Raw genomic sequence first — 17,644 nt, 5'->3', positions numbered from 1 at the left:
TCGTTTTTAACAATGATTTTTGTTTATGAGTTTGCATTAGAGCAAGACCCCGCTGCCTTAAGTAAGGCTTTATGGCAGCAAAAAATCCCCCATAGAGTGATTCAGAAAGAGGGGATAGACCAACTTTGGCTGTTAGATGAGCGCCATCTTCCTATCGCGCAACAAATTATCAATATGTACTTAGGTTCACCTGATAAGCTGGCCCAACTTCCTGCTAACAATAAAGGTAATGGCACTTTTAATGTATCTGGACTGACACACCAAGTTCGCCTTTACCCTGTCAATGTGAGTTTAATTTTATTGAGCTTTCTGGTGGCCATTCTCACAGGGCTTGGCAGTCAATTTGAAAGCTTGTCTTGGTTTAGCTTTTTACCTATTCAAGTCAGTGGTGACTATCTAACCACCACACATTTTTCTTATGTATTGGACAATCATCAATACTGGCGTCTGATTACCCCGATTTTTATTCATTTTTCTATGATGCATATTGCGTTCAATTTGCTTTGGGTATGGGATATCGGCCGAAAAATTGAAAAAGTCATTGGCTCAGTACTCTATTTAATTTTGGTGGTGATAACCGCATTGGCAAGTAACTACCTACAATACCTAGTGACAGAGTCTCCTTTATTTGGCGGCATGTCAGGGGTTGTTTATGCGATTATAGGTTTTGCTTGGTTGATGCCTAAGCTCATTCCCAATTGTCCCAACCTTGTTAGTAAGCCTATTATGATGTTTTTAATGGTCTGGCTTGCCTTAGGCTACACGACTTTTTTTGAGCAAATAGGCCTAGGGAAAATTGCTAACACTGCCCATCTTGTTGGTCTTATTAGTGGCTTAATTTGCGCTTACCTGTATTACCTTTATGCAAACTCTCGCAGACGTTAATTTGCTAAAGCTTGAACAAAGAGAAAATTATGAATTTTAAAGAAATGATCGACAATATGTCGCCAGAAGTTTATGAAAGTTTGAAACTCGCCGTTGAGCTTGGTAAATGGCCAAATGGTGTGCGTTTAACTGATGAGCAAAAAGAGCTGTGTCTACAAGCTGTCATTACATTTGATTATGCGAATAAAGATGAAGACGAGCGAGTGGGCTTTATTGATCGTAATGCGCACCTTGGTTGTTCTTCTAAAAAAGAGACCTTAGAACACGAAACGGTGAAGTGGGTTGATCAGCCAATTGCGCCTAACGAGAGTGATAAATCATGATCACAGGCAATATCAAAAAAATGGCGAGCCGAGTTAGTGCTGATGGCAAGGTGCATTATCAATTAAACCTAGCAGACACTAGCATTGAAATGAATGCGTTGCTGGGCCAAAAAGTAAGCTTGAATTTTGATGGATCAATACAGTGTGTTAATTGCGCCAGACCGACCAAGAAGTCTTTTAGTCAGGGGTTCTGTTTTCCTTGCTTTAAAAAGTTAGCTGCCTGCGATACGTGTATTATGAGCCCTGAAAAGTGTCATCACCACCTAGGTACTTGTCGAGAGCCTGAATGGGCGCAAAAGTACTGTATGCAGAGCCATTATGTGTATTTAGCTAACTCATCTGGGATTAAAGTGGGGATCACGCGAGGTGATCAATTACCTACTCGTTGGATAGACCAAGGGGCCACGCAAGGTCGTGCTATCTTTAGTGTTCAAAATCGTCGTATGTCAGGTTTAGTGGAAACCCTTTTCAAGCAAGAAGTTGCTGATAAAACCAATTGGCGCAATATGCTCAAGGGTAATGCGGATGATCTTGATTTAGAAAGAGAACAAGAGCGGCTTATTTCCATCTTAGGTGAGGGTTTAGATAGCCTACAATCTGAATTTGGCATACAGTCAATTACAGATCTCTCAGAAGAAAATGAAACTCATTCGTTTGAGTATCCTGTTTTAAGCTTTCCGACTAAAGTGGTGAGCATTAATGCAGAAAAGACGCCTTTAGTGGAAGGCACATTGTTAGGTATTAAAGGTCAATATTGGTTACTGGATACTGGGGTAATTAATATACGTAAATATACTGGCTACCAAGTTTCATTTAGCCAATAGCAGCAGCGCAAAGGAAAGAAGAATCATGAAAGAAGCTCAACCGGCAGCGATTCACTTAAAAGATTATCAAGTCCCTCCCTTTTTAATTGATAAAACAGAGTTAACATTTGACCTTGATGAGTCAGTGACGATAGTGACTTCACGTCTTCATATGCGCCGAAATCCTGCCTCGAAAAAGGCTAATGCGCCGTTAGTACTAGATGGTGGCGAAGATGTCAGGCTTGTGGCTGTGGCGATTGATGATTACCAGCTTCCTCCTGCTGAATATCGATTAGATGACAATCAGCTCATTATTACAGCCACGCCTGATCTTTTTGTTTTGACCTGTGAAACCCTGATTGAGCCGCAAAACAATACTCGCTTAGAAGGTTTATATCGCTCTTCATCCATGTTTTGTACCCAGTGTGAAGCAGAAGGTTTTAGGCATATTACCTACTATTTAGACCGACCTGATGTCATGTCTGTTTTCACCACAAAGATTATTGCTGATGCCAATGTTTATCCAACCATGTTGGCTAATGGTAATCAGGTAGATGAAGGTGAAACGGAAGAGGGCAAACGTTTTCTTGTTTGGCATGATCCTTTCCCTAAACCAGCCTATTTGTTCGCTTTAGTAGCCGGCAACCTTAATAAAATTGAAGATACTTTTACCACTATGTCAGGTAAAAATGTCGCGCTTGAGATTTTTACAGAAAGCCATAATATCGATAAAGTCGATTATGCAATGGATTCTCTCAAACGTTCGATGAAATGGGATGAAGAGGTTTATGGGCGTGAGTACGACCTTGATATCTTTATGGTTGTTGCTGTCGATGATTTCAATATGGGGGCAATGGAGAACAAAGGGTTAAACATTTTTAACTCATCTTGTTTGTTGGCAACCCCAGAAACTACCACGGATGATGGCTTTTTACGTGTAGAAGCCGTTGTTGCTCATGAGTATTTTCATAACTGGTCAGGTAATCGTGTAACCTGTCGTGACTGGTTCCAATTAAGTTTAAAAGAAGGTTTCACCGTATTTCGTGACCAGATGTTTTCATCGGATATGAACTCACCGACAGTGAAGCGTGTCGAAGATGTATCCTTTTTAAGAACGGCACAATTTGCTGAAGATGCTGGCCCAATGGCGCACCCTGTACGTCCCGCGTCTTTTATCGAAATTTCGAATTTTTATACCCTAACGATTTACGAGAAAGGCGCAGAAATTGTGCGCATGATTCATACCTTGCTAGGGGAGGATGCATTCCGTAAAGGCTCAGATCTTTACTTTGAACGTCATGATGGACAAGCCGTAACCTGTGATGACTTTATTCGAGCCATGGAAGATGCGAGTGGGGTAGACCTTAAACAATTTAGTCGTTGGTACTCACAAGCGGGTACACCCGTTTTAAGTGTGGCTTTCGAATATAATGAAGCAGAGACCAGCCTGACCTTGACTGTTAAGCAAATGACACCCGCAACACCGGGTCAACCAACTAAGCTTGCTTTACATATGCCAATTAGAATGGGATTGATTGGTAAGGATGGCCAAGAGTTAACGACTCAGCATCAAGGTGTCGCAGCGAAAGAGCATGTATTGCACCTTAATCAGTTATCTCAAACGTTTGAATTTAAAGGCGTTTCACAAGCGGCTGTACCTTCTCTATTAAGAGGCTTTTCAGCACCTGTTAAGCTAAATATTGACCTAGATGCACAAGAGTTACTATTGCTGTTGTCGAGTGATACGGATGGGTTCAATCGATGGTGTGCTGCACAGCAACTGGCTGTAAATGAATTAAGTGTTTTAATTGAACAGGCCAAAAATGGTGAGACATTAAACATTGAGTCTCATTTGGTTGAAGGCTTTGCCAGCATCTTAAAAGATGAAAATTTAGACCCAGCGATGGTTGCACTCATTTTAACGTTACCTAGTGCTTCTTATTTGGCTGAGCTGGCTGACAGTATTGATCCTAAGGCGATCGCTAAGGCAAGAAAGTTCTTAAAAGAGCAGATTGCAAACCAGCTTAAGGCTGAATTAGTGACTTGTTATGAGCGTAATAAGATGAGTGATGCTTATTTGCCCAATGCTGAACAAATGGCAAAACGTCAATTGAAAAATGTGGTGTTAGGCTATTGGTCTGTTACCCATGACACTGCTGTGGCGAAGGTTATTTCTGAACAATGTTTAACCTCAGACAATATGACGGATGAGTTTGCTGCTTTATCTATTGCTGTGAACAGCGAGCATAGCGAGGCGGATAAGCTATTAGCTGGTTTCTATGACAAATGGTCAAATGAGTCATTAGTGGTAAATAAATGGCTAATGTTAAGTGCGTCTCAAGAAGGAAGTGATGCGCTTGCTAAGATTAAAACCTTAATGGAACATCCTGCTTTTGATCTTAAAAACCCTAATAAAGTCAGATCTTTGTTAGGTGGCTTAACACAAAATGTGCCTTGTTTTCATCATCAAGATGGCAGTGGTTATGCTTTCTTAGCGGATTTGATTATCGAGCTGGATAAACGAAACCCTCAGCTAGCCTCTCGACTCTGTACGCCACTGTCTCGCTGGCGCAAAATGGAAGCAAGTTTGTCGGCCTTGATGAAGGCGGAATTGGAAAGAGTTCAGGCGCAAGATTTGTCAAAAGATGTATATGAAGTGATTTCTAAGTCATTAGCCTAGTTAATGAATTATTTTTTTAGTATCAAGTCGTCCAGCATGACTTAAACAAAAAAAATACTTTAATAGTCTAACTTAATAGATTAATGTAAAAACCTAAGTGATTATCATTGCTTAGGTTTTTTTTATGAAATTTGCAAAGCCTGTTTAATCTTTCTGTAATATCATGGTTTTAACCTTGATTTAAATTACGACTCTGACATGCTGAAAGTTAAACTGAATGGGTCTGCAAATTAGCTGCCGAACTGTGTTTAGCTGGAGGTAATTAAACAAGTAACTATAATCTTATGAGAAAGGCTGAAACGTGTTCAGTTCTTAGGTGCTTGTTTTTATTTTATGAATAATAAATTTTTAACTGGTTTATCTTTTAAGTTGACTAGGTCAACTGTCTCCATTGCCTTTATTTTAGGCTTGTTGGTGAGCTTGCTACAGCTTTACAGTGACTTTGATAATCAGGCTAAACTTATAGATGATAAAGTCGAAGAAATTTTCTCCATCACTGCACCAGCAGCACAGCGTGCAGTGCATCAACTTGATCCAGGCTTAGCGTCTGAATTAGTCAATGGCTTATCCCATTTTGAATTTTTAAATAAAGTGAAGTTGGTCGACGACCGCAAAAATACCTTGGCATCCTTTAGCCGACAAGCCGTACCGTCTAATACCTATTGGCTTTCTAATTTATTTGGTTATTCCACTGAAGAATACTTATTTGATCTAATAAATGATGCACAAGTCAGTGAAGGGGAGCTAGTCCTTGAAGTGAATGGTGATGCGGCCATGGCTCCCTTCTTTCAACGAGCTTGGTATGTTGTGCTATCTGGTGTTTTACGAAACTTGTTATTGGGCCTGCTTCTGTCTGTTGTCTTCCAAAATATTCTTGCTATTCCGTTAATAAAATTACGAGATCAATTAATGAAAATTGATCCTAAAAAACCAGCAGGTTATCGTCTTGAGCCTGTTAAACATCACAACAGTGGTGAAATCTCAGATATTGTTGATACCACCAACTCACTTTTAAACCAGTTAGAAATTAATCAAAGTGTGCTTCGTGAAAATCGAGATCAATTAAAGGCCTTAATTGATGTAAACCCAAATATCGTGATGGCATTGGATCGCAATTTAACTGTCTTGTTTGCTAACAACTCTGCCAACTTATTTTATGGCGTAAAAGCTGAGCAAATCTTGGGCGCTAATTTTTTAGAGTTGCATCGAAGTGTTAACTCTCAAGAGGCGGATAGGTTTGCCCATGAGCTGATTCAAGTTATCCATAACCTAGAAGAATCTTATGAGGTAGAGCGCGAGTTAACTGATGGTATGGCGCGTAAGCGAGTTTTACAAATCAGTTATACCGCCATTGTTTATGAAGGTCATGCGAGCCTCTTATTAGTCGCAAGTGACATGACTGAGAAGATTACCCGCGAGAAACAACTGATTCAGGTTGCTTATCAGGACCAGTTAACCGGTTTACCAAATCGCGAACTCTTTCTGGATAGATTAGGTATGGCGATTACTTATACTGCTAGCCATAAGCAATATGGGGCTCTGTTATACATAGACCTAGATGAGTTTAGATTGATTAATGATTCCAAAGGCCACTCTGTCGGTGATTCTATAATACTGGCTTTGTCTGATCGACTCGCGTCTAAAGTAAACAGCAGTAACACATTGGCCCGAATTGGTGGCGATGAATTTTGTATCATTTTAAGTGGTGTAGACGAAGATAAAGAAGCCGCAATTAATAAAATAGTGAGTACCGCTGAGCTTATTTTAAGTGACATTAGGCAGCCCCTAACCATTAAAGGCAATGAGTTTAGAGTCACCGCAAGTATTGGTGTTGTGATTTTTTCTGAAGAAGATTCCGATGCTGAAGAGCTGTTTAAGTTTGGTGATACCGCCATGTACAACGCTAAATCTGCAGGGCGTAATCGTATTTCCATGTTTAAGATGGAGATGACGCAAGAAGTTGCCAGTTATGTGCGTCTAGAAAATGATTTAAAAAGCGCAATTGAAAACAATGAGTTTGAGTTTTATTTACAGCCCATCGTATGTGTAGGCTCAAATCAAGTGAAAGGGGCTGAGGCGTTAATTCGTTGGAACCACCCTGAAAAAGGCATTATTGGGCCAAATGAGTTTATCGACTTTTTAGAGTCATCTGGGCTTATTTGTAATATCAGTGATGGTTTGTTACGAGATTTATGTGCCTTTATTAATGAAAAAGATTTGTTATCTGTTTTACCTGAAGGGTTTAGAATTTCATTAAATGTCAGTGCGATAGAGCTGCACTCTAAGAACTTCATCGAAACCTTTAAAGCGACATTGCGAGACTATGCAATGCCAGCAGATTTGTTTGAACTTGAAATTACTGAGTCCTCTGCCATTCAAGATATCGAAGAGTCAGTCGCTAAAATGAAAAAGCTGGCTTTGATCGGCGTGCATTTTTCATTAGATGATTTTGGTACAGGTTATAGCTCGCTCAGCTATTTAAAGCGTTTGCCAGTGAATAAAATCAAAATTGATCGTAGCTTCATTCAAGATTTAATTATTGATCATAATGACCAAGCGTTAGTGACCGCAATTATCTCAATTGGTAAACACTTAAAACTAGATATCGTGGCCGAAGGTGTCGAATGGCAAGCTCAATTAGATTGGCTAAAGCAGCATTCCATGATGTACCAAGGTTATTTATTTTCCAAGCCAATTAAGCAACAAGATTTCTACCAGTTATTAATGAGAAATTTGTCTGAAACCCTTGATAAAGACAATGCTAAAACGGTAAAAAGTGATTGATCAAATCGTTAAAATAAGCCTTTGCTCAGTGATTGAATTTTTAAAAAACCTATCTATATGTTGAGGGCGTTATCAATAGAATAAGGGTCAAGCTGCGCACCTCGCCATAAATATAAGCGCTTTTATCCATATGCTGAGGCGGGAAGGCTTGTTCGCTGCTTATCAAGGTTTTGCAATGGAGGCGGTTTTTGAATTATGATGACCTGTTCATATTTTTTATAGGTCATTGTTTTAATTGATGTTGACGGAGTAGGAAATGAAATTGAAAAAGCAATATTTTGTATTGTTCTCTTTAGCTGGTTTTCTTACTGCCTGTAGCACAACTTCCACCACCTCAGATCAAAGTACAAGTGACCCCTTAATTAGCTCGTCAACGAGCCAGACCCATTTGGACACTCAAAATAGTTTACTTGCTAAGCAAACGGTTAAAATTAATCAGCTGGAACAAACGTTAGCGGGTAATCAGGATGAAATCCTTCAATTAACCCGTCAATTAGATTCTCAAGAAGCAAAGCTGTCCCAATTAAAAGCGAATCAGCAAGATACCAAAGCCGCCCATTTACTTGAGATTGAAGCAGAAAAGCAAAAGCTTGTTGAGTTAGAGGCTAAATACATTGCGCTTAAATTAGAAAATGAGCAGCTAGCTTTATCCCTTGAGCAACTTAAAGCATTGAATCAAGAATATAAAACTCAAATCCTAGCAAATAATTTAATTCTAAAAGAAGTAGAAGCGCCTGAGCTAGTTGAATCAAAGTATGAAAAAGCGATTGATGAAGGTGAACCTGATTATGATGTATTAAACAAAATGCATCGTACCTTATTGCATAAATATTCTGCCTTAGATGCTGACTACCAGTCTCTAGATACACAATACTTATCGAAACAAAAAGAGCTGGATGATTTGCAAACTCAATATGCGAGATTAGAGCAAATCAATCAAAAGTCTCGATCTGATTATGCCTTGTTAAAGCAGCAAAATTTAGATCTTGGAGGTGCGATTTCTGATGCGAGGGCGCAGCAGCAAACCTTGTGGGATCAAATTCAGGTGAAGGATAATATTATTAGTCGCTTAGAGGCTGATAATAGTGCATTGCGAGACCAATCCAGCGCCATAGAAAGCATCACCTCAGGGCAGGTGACAACAGCCTTACCAGCGGTTGATAACTCGCTAAAGCTTGGCACGCTCAATGCTAAAGTTTTGGTGTTAGAGAGTGAGATCGCTGCTCAGAAAAAATTATTGTCTGAATATCAGAGTAAGCTGTCTAATCTTGAGCAAAGTGATGATAAGTCGGATCTTAAGAATATCGAAATTGCCCGTTTAGGACAGGCTTTAGCAGATTTAGAGTCTGAGCATAAAGAATTAACCTATGAGTTTGAGCAGATTGAATTGGCACAACAGGTTAGCCAAGAACAACAGCTCACACTGTTACAAGACCTCACCCAAGCTAGAGCAAACCTAGCGGAACTGACCTTGCAAAAGCAAAGATTAGAAGAGGATCTTAAACTGGCTCAAACTGAATTGATTGATTTGCAAGGGCGTTATGAAAATAGCCTTTTGGCATTAGAGTCAGCAAAAGAAACACGCCAAAGTTTAGAAAATCAATTATCTGATCTTATCGAACTCGAAGCGATCAGCGAAGGCTTTAAAAACCAGTTGACCACCAGTTTGAGTAATGTGCAGTGGCAGATTCCTAAGCAAGTGGAATTAGATGCGTCATTTGAAATTATCTTAACCGCAAACGTCAATGATGCTTTAGCAGGTCAAGTATTTATAGCTGAGTTAACAAGTGATAGCTCGCTCGAGTTTGTGAGTTCAATCAGTGCTGAGGCGCAAGCTATTGACGGACAATTACAATGGCGCTGGCGAGCAAAAGGTGTGAGTGAGAGCCAAACAGCCCAAGTAAATCTCTATATACATCAAGACATTCAATACCAAGAAGATAGGGTGTTAAGACAAGTTTATCGGGATCAAAAAATTCTAAGTTTGGTGAATGATAACCTGTTTGAGAAATATGGCTTTTGGGTGATTGCTATTTTTGCAGGACTAATGGGTGGTTTCTTAATTGGCAAGCTTAATAAGGCGCCATCGTCTAACGTATAGGGCTAACTTGAAAGAATCAAAGCAGAGCGCGCAAGAGTGCCTCTGCTTTTTTTGTTTTATAAGCTTAGGTTGATCCATTTATTCCGATATTTTTCATTTAGTTATTATTAATTTTCACTAACAAGTTACCTGCTTTTGGGTATAGTAGCCTTGCATTTTGTTTTTTGAGGTAAGATCAGTGGTTAAATCAAAGTCATATTCATTAATAGAAGAACGTCTAGCGCAAAATATCTTGGTATTAGATGGTGCTATGGGGACCATGATCCAGGCCTATAAGCTAACGGAAGATGATTTTCGAGGTGACCGCTTTGCTGATTGGCCGAGTGATGTACAGGGGAACAATGACCTCTTATCCTTGACTCAAGCTAAGATTATCAAGGATATTCATAAGGCTTATTTAGCCGCTGGCTCAGATATTGTTGAAACCAATACCTTTAATGCTAATGCGATTTCCATGCTTGATTATGGTATGCAGTCGCTAAGTTATGAATTGAACTTTGAATCCGCTCGTCTTGCCCGTGAAGCCTGCGATGAATTTACCAAGCAGAATCCAGATAAGCCAAGGTTTGTTGCCGGTGCCGTTGGCCCGACAAGCCGCACCTGTTCGATTTCACCAGATGTGAATGATCCAGGTTATCGTAATATCGAATTTGATGAGCTTGTGGTTGCTTATACCGAAGCCGTAGATGGCTTGATTAAGGGTGGCTCAGACCTGATTCTGATCGAAACCATCTTTGATACGCTAAATGCAAAAGCCGCCATTTATGCGGTACTCGAATATTTTGAAACTACAGGTGTGCGTTACCCTGTGATGATTTCTGGCACCATTACTGACGCTTCTGGCCGTACGCTTTCGGGTCAAACAACCGAGGCTTTCTGGAATTCAGTGTCTCATGCGAATCCGATTTCTGTTGGCCTTAACTGTGCACTTGGCCCAAAAGATCTACGCCAATATGTGGAAGAGATTTCACGTGTTGCCGATGTGAATGTGTCTGCTCACCCTAATGCGGGCTTACCTAATGCCTTTGGTGAGTACGACGAAACCCCAGAAGAAATGCTTGAAGAGATGCAAGAGTGGGTTAACTCTGGCTTCCTTAATATTATTGGGGGCTGTTGTGGTACTGAGCCTTCGCATATTAAGGCCTTTGCAGATGCGGTGGCTAATGCCAAGCCAAGAGCCATTCCAGAGATTCCAAAAGCCTGTCGTTTATCCGGTCTAGAGCCTTTTAATATTGATGAGAACACCCTGTTCGTAAACGTGGGTGAGCGAACTAATGTGACTGGTTCTGCAATTTTCAAACGTCTGATTAAAGAGGGTGATTTTGACAGTGCCCTTACGGTTGCACGTCAACAGGTTGAAAATGGTGCTCAGATTATCGACATCAACATGGATGAAGGTATGTTGGATTCAGAAGCGGCCATGGTGCGCTTTTTGAAACTGATTGCTTCTGAGCCTGATATCTCTCGTGTGCCTATTATGTTGGACTCTTCTAAATGGGAAATTTTAGAAGCCGGCCTTAAGTGTATTCAAGGTAAGGGTGTTGTTAACTCCATCAGCATGAAAGAAGGGGTTGAAAACTTTACCGAACAAGCCCGTAAATTACGTAAATACGGTGCTGCCGTTATCGTCATGGCCTTTGATGAAGTGGGCCAAGCGGATACCCGTGAACGTAAAATTGAGATCTGCCGACGCTCTTATCAAATCTTGGTTGAGGAAGTGGGTTTTCCGCCAGAAGACATTATCTTTGACCCTAACATCTTTGCCATTGCAACCGGTATTGAAGAACACAACCGTTATGCCTTGGACTTTATTGAAGCAACCGGTGATATCAAGCGTGAATTACCCCATGCGCTTATTTCGGGAGGTGTGTCGAACGTTTCTTTCTCATTCCGTGGCAATAATCCCGTGCGTGAAGCCATCCATGCGGTGTTTTTATATCACGCCATTCAACAAGGGATGACAATGGGTATTGTCAATGCAGGCCAGTTAGCCTTGTACGATGATATTCCGGCTAAATTGCGAGATGCGGTTGAAGATGCGGTGTTAAACCGTACCGATAATGCCACCGATACCTTATTAGATATTGCGACCGAGTTTTTAGGAACGGGCTCTAACGACAATGAAGTGCAGGTGCAAGAATGGCGCTCTTTAGCGGTTAACGAACGTCTCAGTCATGCGCTTGTGAAAGGTATTACCGAATTTATTGATGAGGATACTGAGGAAGCTCGCCTTGCTCATACTCGACCATTAGAAGTCATTGAAGGGCCGTTAATGGATGGCATGGGCATAGTGGGCGACCTATTTGGCTCAGGTAAAATGTTCTTGCCTCAGGTGGTGAAGTCTGCCCGTGTGATGAAAAAAGCCGTTGCTTATCTCATGCCTTTTATCGAAGAGGAAAAAGCCCGTAATCAAGATATGGCCTCTTCAAGTAATGGCAAAATTGTCATGGCGACCGTGAAAGGGGATGTACACGATATCGGTAAAAATATCGTGGGTGTGGTACTTCAATGTAATAACTATGAAGTGATCGACCTAGGTGTCATGGTGCCTGCTGAGAAAATTTTACGAACAGCCCGTGAAGAAAATGCAAATTTAATAGGTTTGTCTGGTTTGATTACCCCTTCACTTGATGAAATGGTGCATGTGGCCAAAGAAATGGAACGTCAAGAGTTCGATATTCCGGTTCTAATTGGTGGGGCGACCACATCGAAAGCTCATACGGCGGTTAAAATAGAACAGGGTTATAAACGTAGCCAGGTGGTTCATGTGACCAATGCCTCACGAAGTGTGGGTGTCGCCTCTAATTTATTGAGTAAAGATACAGAGAAACGCCAAGCCTTTATTGATGATATTAAGCTAGATTACGAGAAAACCCGTAAGCGTTATAAAGAACGTAGTAAAGCGGGTCGTCGAGTATCATTGGATAAAGCACGTCAAAACAAAGCACCCATTGATTGGACCTTGCCAATTCCAAAACCTAAGAAATTAGGGGTAACTGTCTTCACTGAAAAAGATATCGATTTAGCAGAGCTTAAAAACTATATCGATTGGACCCCATTCTTTATGACGTGGGAGCTTGCGGGCGCTTACCCTCGAATTTTGACAGATGAAGTGGTTGGTGTTGAAGCCACCAAACTTTATAAAGATGCCTTGGTGATGTTGGATAAGGTTATTGATGAAAAGCTATTAGAAGCAAAAGCCATTGTGGGGATTTTCCCAGCGAACCAAGTCAATCATGATGATATCGAAATCTATACGGATGAAACCCGTAGCGAGGTCAAAGAAACCTTGTCTTTCTTACGTTTGCAAAATGAATTAACTGCCCCTGGTAAATACAATAACTGTTTAGCAGACTTTGTCGCGCCAAAAGAAACGGGTGTTGCTGATTACATGGGCGCCTTTGCCTGTGCGACCGGCTTTGGTATTGACCCGCTCGTTGCTGCCTATGAGGCGGATCATGATGACTATAACAGCATTATGATTAAGGCGATGGCAGATCGTCTGGCTGAAGCGTGCGCTGAATACCTACATGAAAAAGTACGTAAAGAGATCTGGGCTTATGTGCCTAATGAATCTTTAAGCAATGAAGAGCTCATTAAAGAGAAATACCAAGGTATGCGCCCAGCACCAGGTTATCCTGCTTGTCCTGATCATACGGAAAAAGATAAGTTATGGTCTTTGATGAATATTGAGGAAAATACAGGTATTAGCATCACTGAGAGCTATGCCATGTTGCCAACGGCAGCGGTAAGTGGCTGGTATTTTGCTAACCCTGAATCAAGTTATTTTGGTGTCGGTAAGATAGGCCCTGATCAGGTTGAAGATTATGCGAATCGTAAAGGCATGTCGAAGGATGATGCCGAGCGCTGGTTGGCACCAAATCTGGGTTATGATCCAGAAGATGATAAGGTGTAACCTTGCTCTCTGGTTCACTTGAAATAGAGGTTGCAGCCAGCCAAGATGAGGTCTGGCTGCAATTGGTTAATATCGAGCGTTATGGCCTTTGGTCACCGTCTGTTATGCATGTTGAAATTCCTGCCAGTGCGCCGACCTTATTATCAAGCCCAGTAAAGTTTACGTTAAATACCTTAAGTGGACGCCAGATAAGGCAAGGTAGGGTTGAGGAGTTAAGTGCGCCCAATCGGTTATATTTCAGTTTTACTCGGCCTTATTCTTGGTGGCTCTCAGAGTCTTGGTGTTTTAATCTCAGCTCTGATAAGAGAGGCAATACTAAGCTTGAGGTGGAGCTTAAATATAACGGCTGGATGAAAACACGTGCTTTTCATTTTGAGTACTTGCTTACTAAGGCCTTGCTAGAAGCGCATCTTATCGCCTTAAAAGAGACATTAGAAACCCTCGATTATGATGACAGTCTCGATGACATGAATTTTATGCCATAGCTCTTGTTCCATAACACTTGTTCCATAGCTCTTGTTACATAGCCCTTAAATAAAAGTGCCTATTAAAATGCTTGTTTAATGGACAATAAAATCCTTCAGTTAAACCTTAAAAATAGGTGATTAGATCATGTCTAAAGTGATTAAAGATCCAGAACAACATGCTAAACGCATGCAAAAAATTAAAATGCATGTGGATAAGCGTATTGCTAATGCTCAGCAAGATAAAGGCACCTTTGTCTTGTTAACGGGTAATGGTAAGGGCAAATCCAGTTCAGCCTTAGGTATGGTAGCAAGGGCGTTAGGCCATGGTATGAAAGTGGGCGTGGTACAGTTTTTAAAGGGAGACTGGGATACAGGTGAAATCAGTTTTTTCAAGGCTCAACCCAATGTAGATTGGTTTATTATGGACTCAGGTTTTACCTGGGAAACCCAAAATCGAGAACAAGATATCGCCTCTTCAAAAGCGGCTTGGTCGTCAGCCAAAGCCTTGTTAGAAGACGCAAGTTATGACCTTGTTGTATTGGATGAACTGACCTACCTTCTGCATTATGACTATCTAGAAGAAGATCAGGTGTTAGATGCCATCATGCAGCGACCCGATACTCAGCACCTTGTGATTACAGGTCGAGGCGCCTCTGATGCCTTGATGGAAATTGCCGATACAGTCAGTGACATCAAAGAAGTAAAACACGCCTTTAAGCGAGGGATCAAAGCGCAAAAAGGGCTGGAGTTTTAAATCTGAATTGATTTTATAGGTCCCTTTGATTCTTTTTAAAAAGCCGATAATGACGTTTCATTATCGGCTTTTTTGTTTTTGGGCAATTAGTTACTCGAAAATTAGCAACAACTTGCCTAGAAGTCGGGCCTTTGACGCTTAATTAGCGCTGATTGCAGCTTTATTACGCCTTGGTATAAATTTTGCCTTATTAGTGGCTGCTTTCGCCTTTCATTGTGTGCTTAACTCAGCGATGAAAGTGAACAAGCAAATTTTGATAGGCGTATGGATTGGGCGCTTTTTACTTTTTTGATTTATATGGAAATTACCCATGGCACTAAATAGCGGACTGCAATTTACCCTCACGGTAGAGGGCCTACCTGAGACGGCCTTTGTCGTCACTCAATTTAAAGGGCAAGAGTCCCTCTCACGTTTATTTCAGTTTGATGTGTCCTTGGCCAGTCGTGATGAAAAGATCACAGTAGACCAGGTATTAGATAAAAATGTCAGTTTGAGTGTCTGGCAAGATGGCTTTATAACTCAAAAATGGCAGGGTATTGCTCAAGCGTTTGAGCGAGGGGATACCGGGCTGCACCACAGTTTTTACCGCTTAGAAATGGTGCCGGCGTTTAAGCGTTCTACCCTTAGGCACAATAGCCGTATCTTTCAGCTTCAATCCGCACCAGAGATCATTGCCACATTATTAGAAGAAATGGGCATTACAGAGTACGCCTTTTCAACGGCAAGGGTATGTGAACAAAGAGAATACTGTGTTCAATATCGTGAAACTGATTTCGACTTTATCACTCGTCTCGCTGCTGAAGAAGGGCTTTTATACTACTTTAGCCACCTAGATGATAAGCATACTTTAGTTTTCAGTGATGACAGTCAAAACCTGCCAATTTTACCCCTGCCAGCAAGTTATAATGCCTTAGGAGGGGGGAAAGCCAATCAGCCCTATGTGCGCACATTCAAACGCTTTACCCAATCTGAAGTGTCTTCTGTGCAATTAAAAGACTATAGCTTTAAACGCCCTGAATACAGTTTCTTGCAGGAAACCATGGGCACAGAGCTAGAGGCTCAACAGCTTACCTACGAGCACTATGATTACCCAGGTCGTTATAAAAGTGATGATAGTGGTAAAGCCTTTGCTCAGTATCGAATTGATGCGTTACGAAGGGATGCCATCACCGCAAAAGGGGAGAGTAATCTGTCTCACCTAGTAAGTGGTCATAAGTTGACTCTGCTAGAGCACCCGCAAGATGAATGTAATCAAGACTGGTTAATTGTCAGCATAGAACACACAGGCACTCAGCCCCAAGCCTTAGAAGAAATGGGCGGTGAAGGGGCAACCACCTATAACAACCAGTTTGATGTGATTCCAGGTGCTCGCCAATGGCGCCCAGATGTGAATAGCAAACCCTGTGTCGATGGCCCGCAAATTGCGACGGTGGTTGGCCCTGCGGGTGAAGAAATTTATTGTGATGAATTTGGCCGTATCAAGGTGCAATTTAGCTGGGATAGACTAGGTCTAGCGGATGAGTTTTCTAGTTGTTGGATGCGGGTCTCTCAAGGTTGGGCAGGCGGCCAATATGGCATGCAAGCACTGCCTAGAGTCGGCCATGAAGTGATTGTTAGCTTTTTAGAAGGGGACCCTGATCAGCCCATAGTGACAGGGCGCACTTACAACGCCAATAACCAGCCTCCCTATGCCTTGCCAGAACATAAAAGTAAGACGGTGATTCGTACTCAATCTCACCAAGGGGAAGGCTTTAACGAGCTGAGTTTTGAAGACCAAGCGGAGCAAGAAGAAATCTACCTGCATGCGCAAAAGGATTTAAACCTTAAGGTACAAAACGATAGAAGCGAAACCATTCAACATGATCTGACTCAAACCGTCGGCAATGACAGGTTCGAGCAAGTTGGCTTGAATGACAACCTGACAGTAGAAGGTAACCAAACTGAGACCATCACAGGGGATCATAGTCAGCAGACCGATGCCTCTTTACACATTAAAATCACAGATAAACACCTTATCGAAACGGGGACGGATGTTACCTTAAAAGCGGGTACAAAGGTCGTCATCGAAGCGGGCGCTGAAATGTTATTAAGCGCGGGCGGCAGTACCGTCAAAATCGACGCCGCTGGGGTGAGCCTGTCAGGTGCGGCCATTAACCTAAACTCAGGCGGCGGCGCTGGCAGTGGCGCTGCATACGCTGGACAGCTAGCAGAATTACCTAAGTTCTTAGAACAAGCCGAAGTCATCGATCCCACTATGACAGCCCTTGAAAAAGGCACAGCCGTAGCAGGGGAAGCCAATGTACAAGACGTGGTGTTTGAAGCGGTAGAGGTTGAGTCTCCTGAGCTAGAAGCGGCCGCTATAGCTGCTGTGCCTGTGAAAGGGGCTGTTGGCGAAGTCATCGAAGAGAACGTCGCTGAAGAAGAGGCTCCAGAAGAAGAAAAGGATCATTTCAGAGCAATATTGTTACAAGATCAAAATGCTGAACCCTACGCTAATTGTCAGTGTGAAATTGACACAGGTACCGAGATAATCGAAACACAAACTGAAGCAGATGGAACCTTGTTTTTTGATTTTGATTTATCAATTAAAGAAGTAGATGTGAAATTTTGGCCTGAAGCAGACAATGATTTTTATCATCAAATGCATGTTTATCTAGAGGAGTTAGCGCCTGCAGAAGAACCAAAAGGCGTACAACAGCGTTTAGCAAATCTAGGGTATTTAGACAGCAAGATAGATGGATCAATTGGGCCACTAACTGAATCAAACATTAAAGCACTGCAATATGTTGCACAGTTAGATTTAAGTGGGGAGGCGGACGATGAGCTGCTAGCTTGGTTTGAAAGCGGTGATTATAAAGTCTAGACGCCAGCTCTTTTACCAAACTCATACAAGCTAGGGATAAAGCCCATTAAAGCGATAAATAGCCAGTA

General features: G+C 41.6%; 10 protein-coding genes. All 10 read left to right on the top strand.

All coding sequences use genetic code 11. From position 1 onward, the window contains the following. Window positions 1–12 precede the first annotated feature (12 nt). The 10 genes from MED121_RS00575 to tssI all read left to right on the top strand — a co-directional run bounded on the left by MED121_RS00575 (window position 13) and on the right by tssI (window position 17,576). Window positions 13–885, top strand: coding sequence for a rhomboid family intramembrane serine protease (locus MED121_RS00575; RefSeq protein WP_009831621.1), 873 nt, complete (start codon window positions 13–15; stop codon window positions 883–885). 29 nt (window positions 886–914) lie between these two features. Next, on the top strand, window positions 915–1,208 hold the full coding sequence (locus MED121_RS00570) for a DUF1315 family protein (RefSeq protein WP_009831620.1): 294 nt from the start codon (window positions 915–917) through the stop codon (window positions 1,206–1,208). Next, window positions 1,205–2,032 (top strand): DUF2797 domain-containing protein, encoded by an 828-nt coding sequence (locus tag MED121_RS00565; protein ID WP_009831619.1) that lies wholly within the window; start codon window positions 1,205–1,207, stop codon window positions 2,030–2,032. Before MED121_RS00570 ends, MED121_RS00565 begins: the two co-directional genes overlap by 4 nt. Before the next feature lie 25 nt (window positions 2,033–2,057). Next, the gene (gene pepN, locus MED121_RS00560) at window positions 2,058–4,691 is read left to right on the top strand and encodes an aminopeptidase N (RefSeq protein WP_009831618.1); all 2,634 of its coding nucleotides are present in this window, start codon (window positions 2,058–2,060) and stop codon (window positions 4,689–4,691) included. A 333-nt stretch (window positions 4,692–5,024) separates the two neighbouring features. After that, window positions 5,025–7,475 carry an EAL domain-containing protein gene (locus tag MED121_RS00555; RefSeq protein ID WP_009831617.1) on the top strand — a complete coding sequence of 817 codons (2,451 nt, stop codon included), beginning with the start codon at window positions 5,025–5,027 and terminating at the stop codon, window positions 7,473–7,475. A 256-nt stretch (window positions 7,476–7,731) separates the two neighbouring features. Further along, entirely contained in the window at window positions 7,732–9,576 is a 1,845-nt protein-coding gene (locus tag MED121_RS00550) for a hypothetical protein (RefSeq protein WP_009831616.1), read from the top strand. Between the two features lie 178 nt (window positions 9,577–9,754). Beyond that, the gene (metH, locus tag MED121_RS00545; RefSeq protein ID WP_009831615.1) at window positions 9,755–13,492 is read left to right on the top strand and encodes a methionine synthase; all 3,738 of its coding nucleotides are present in this window, start codon (window positions 9,755–9,757) and stop codon (window positions 13,490–13,492) included. Between the two features lie 2 nt (window positions 13,493–13,494). Then, window positions 13,495–13,977, top strand: coding sequence for a hypothetical protein (locus MED121_RS00540; RefSeq protein ID WP_009831614.1), 483 nt, complete (start codon window positions 13,495–13,497; stop codon window positions 13,975–13,977). Between the two features lie 127 nt (window positions 13,978–14,104). After that, window positions 14,105–14,713: a cob(I)yrinic acid a,c-diamide adenosyltransferase gene (cobO, locus tag MED121_RS00535; protein ID WP_009831613.1), complete on the top strand. Its 609-nt coding sequence runs from the start codon at window positions 14,105–14,107 to the stop codon at window positions 14,711–14,713. Window positions 14,714–15,023: 310 nt separating this feature from the next. Next, window positions 15,024–17,576, top strand: coding sequence for a type VI secretion system tip protein TssI/VgrG (gene tssI / locus MED121_RS00530; protein WP_009831612.1), 2,553 nt, complete (start codon window positions 15,024–15,026; stop codon window positions 17,574–17,576). The last annotated feature ends 68 nt before the right edge of the window (window positions 17,577–17,644 follow it).

The organism is Marinomonas sp. MED121 (assembly GCF_000153025.1).
Lineage (GTDB): Bacteria > Pseudomonadota > Gammaproteobacteria > Pseudomonadales > Marinomonadaceae > Marinomonas.
This window is presented reverse-complemented; position numbering and strand designations above follow the sequence as displayed.

Coding starts and splice junctions, on each gene's coding strand:
- MED121_RS00550 (WP_009831616.1), top strand. CDS start 7,732: ATGAAATTGAAAAAGCAATATTTTGTATTGTTCTCTTTAGCTGGTTTT.
- MED121_RS00575 (WP_009831621.1), top strand. CDS start 13: ATGATTTTTGTTTATGAGTTTGCATTAGAGCAAGACCCCGCTGCCTTA.
- cobO (WP_009831613.1), top strand. CDS start 14,105: ATGTCTAAAGTGATTAAAGATCCAGAACAACATGCTAAACGCATGCAA.
- pepN (WP_009831618.1), top strand. CDS start 2,058: ATGAAAGAAGCTCAACCGGCAGCGATTCACTTAAAAGATTATCAAGTC.
- MED121_RS00555 (WP_009831617.1), top strand. CDS start 5,025: ATGAATAATAAATTTTTAACTGGTTTATCTTTTAAGTTGACTAGGTCA.
- tssI (WP_009831612.1), top strand. CDS start 15,024: ATGGCACTAAATAGCGGACTGCAATTTACCCTCACGGTAGAGGGCCTA.
- MED121_RS00570 (WP_009831620.1), top strand. CDS start 915: ATGAATTTTAAAGAAATGATCGACAATATGTCGCCAGAAGTTTATGAA.
- MED121_RS00565 (WP_009831619.1), top strand. CDS start 1,205: ATGATCACAGGCAATATCAAAAAAATGGCGAGCCGAGTTAGTGCTGAT.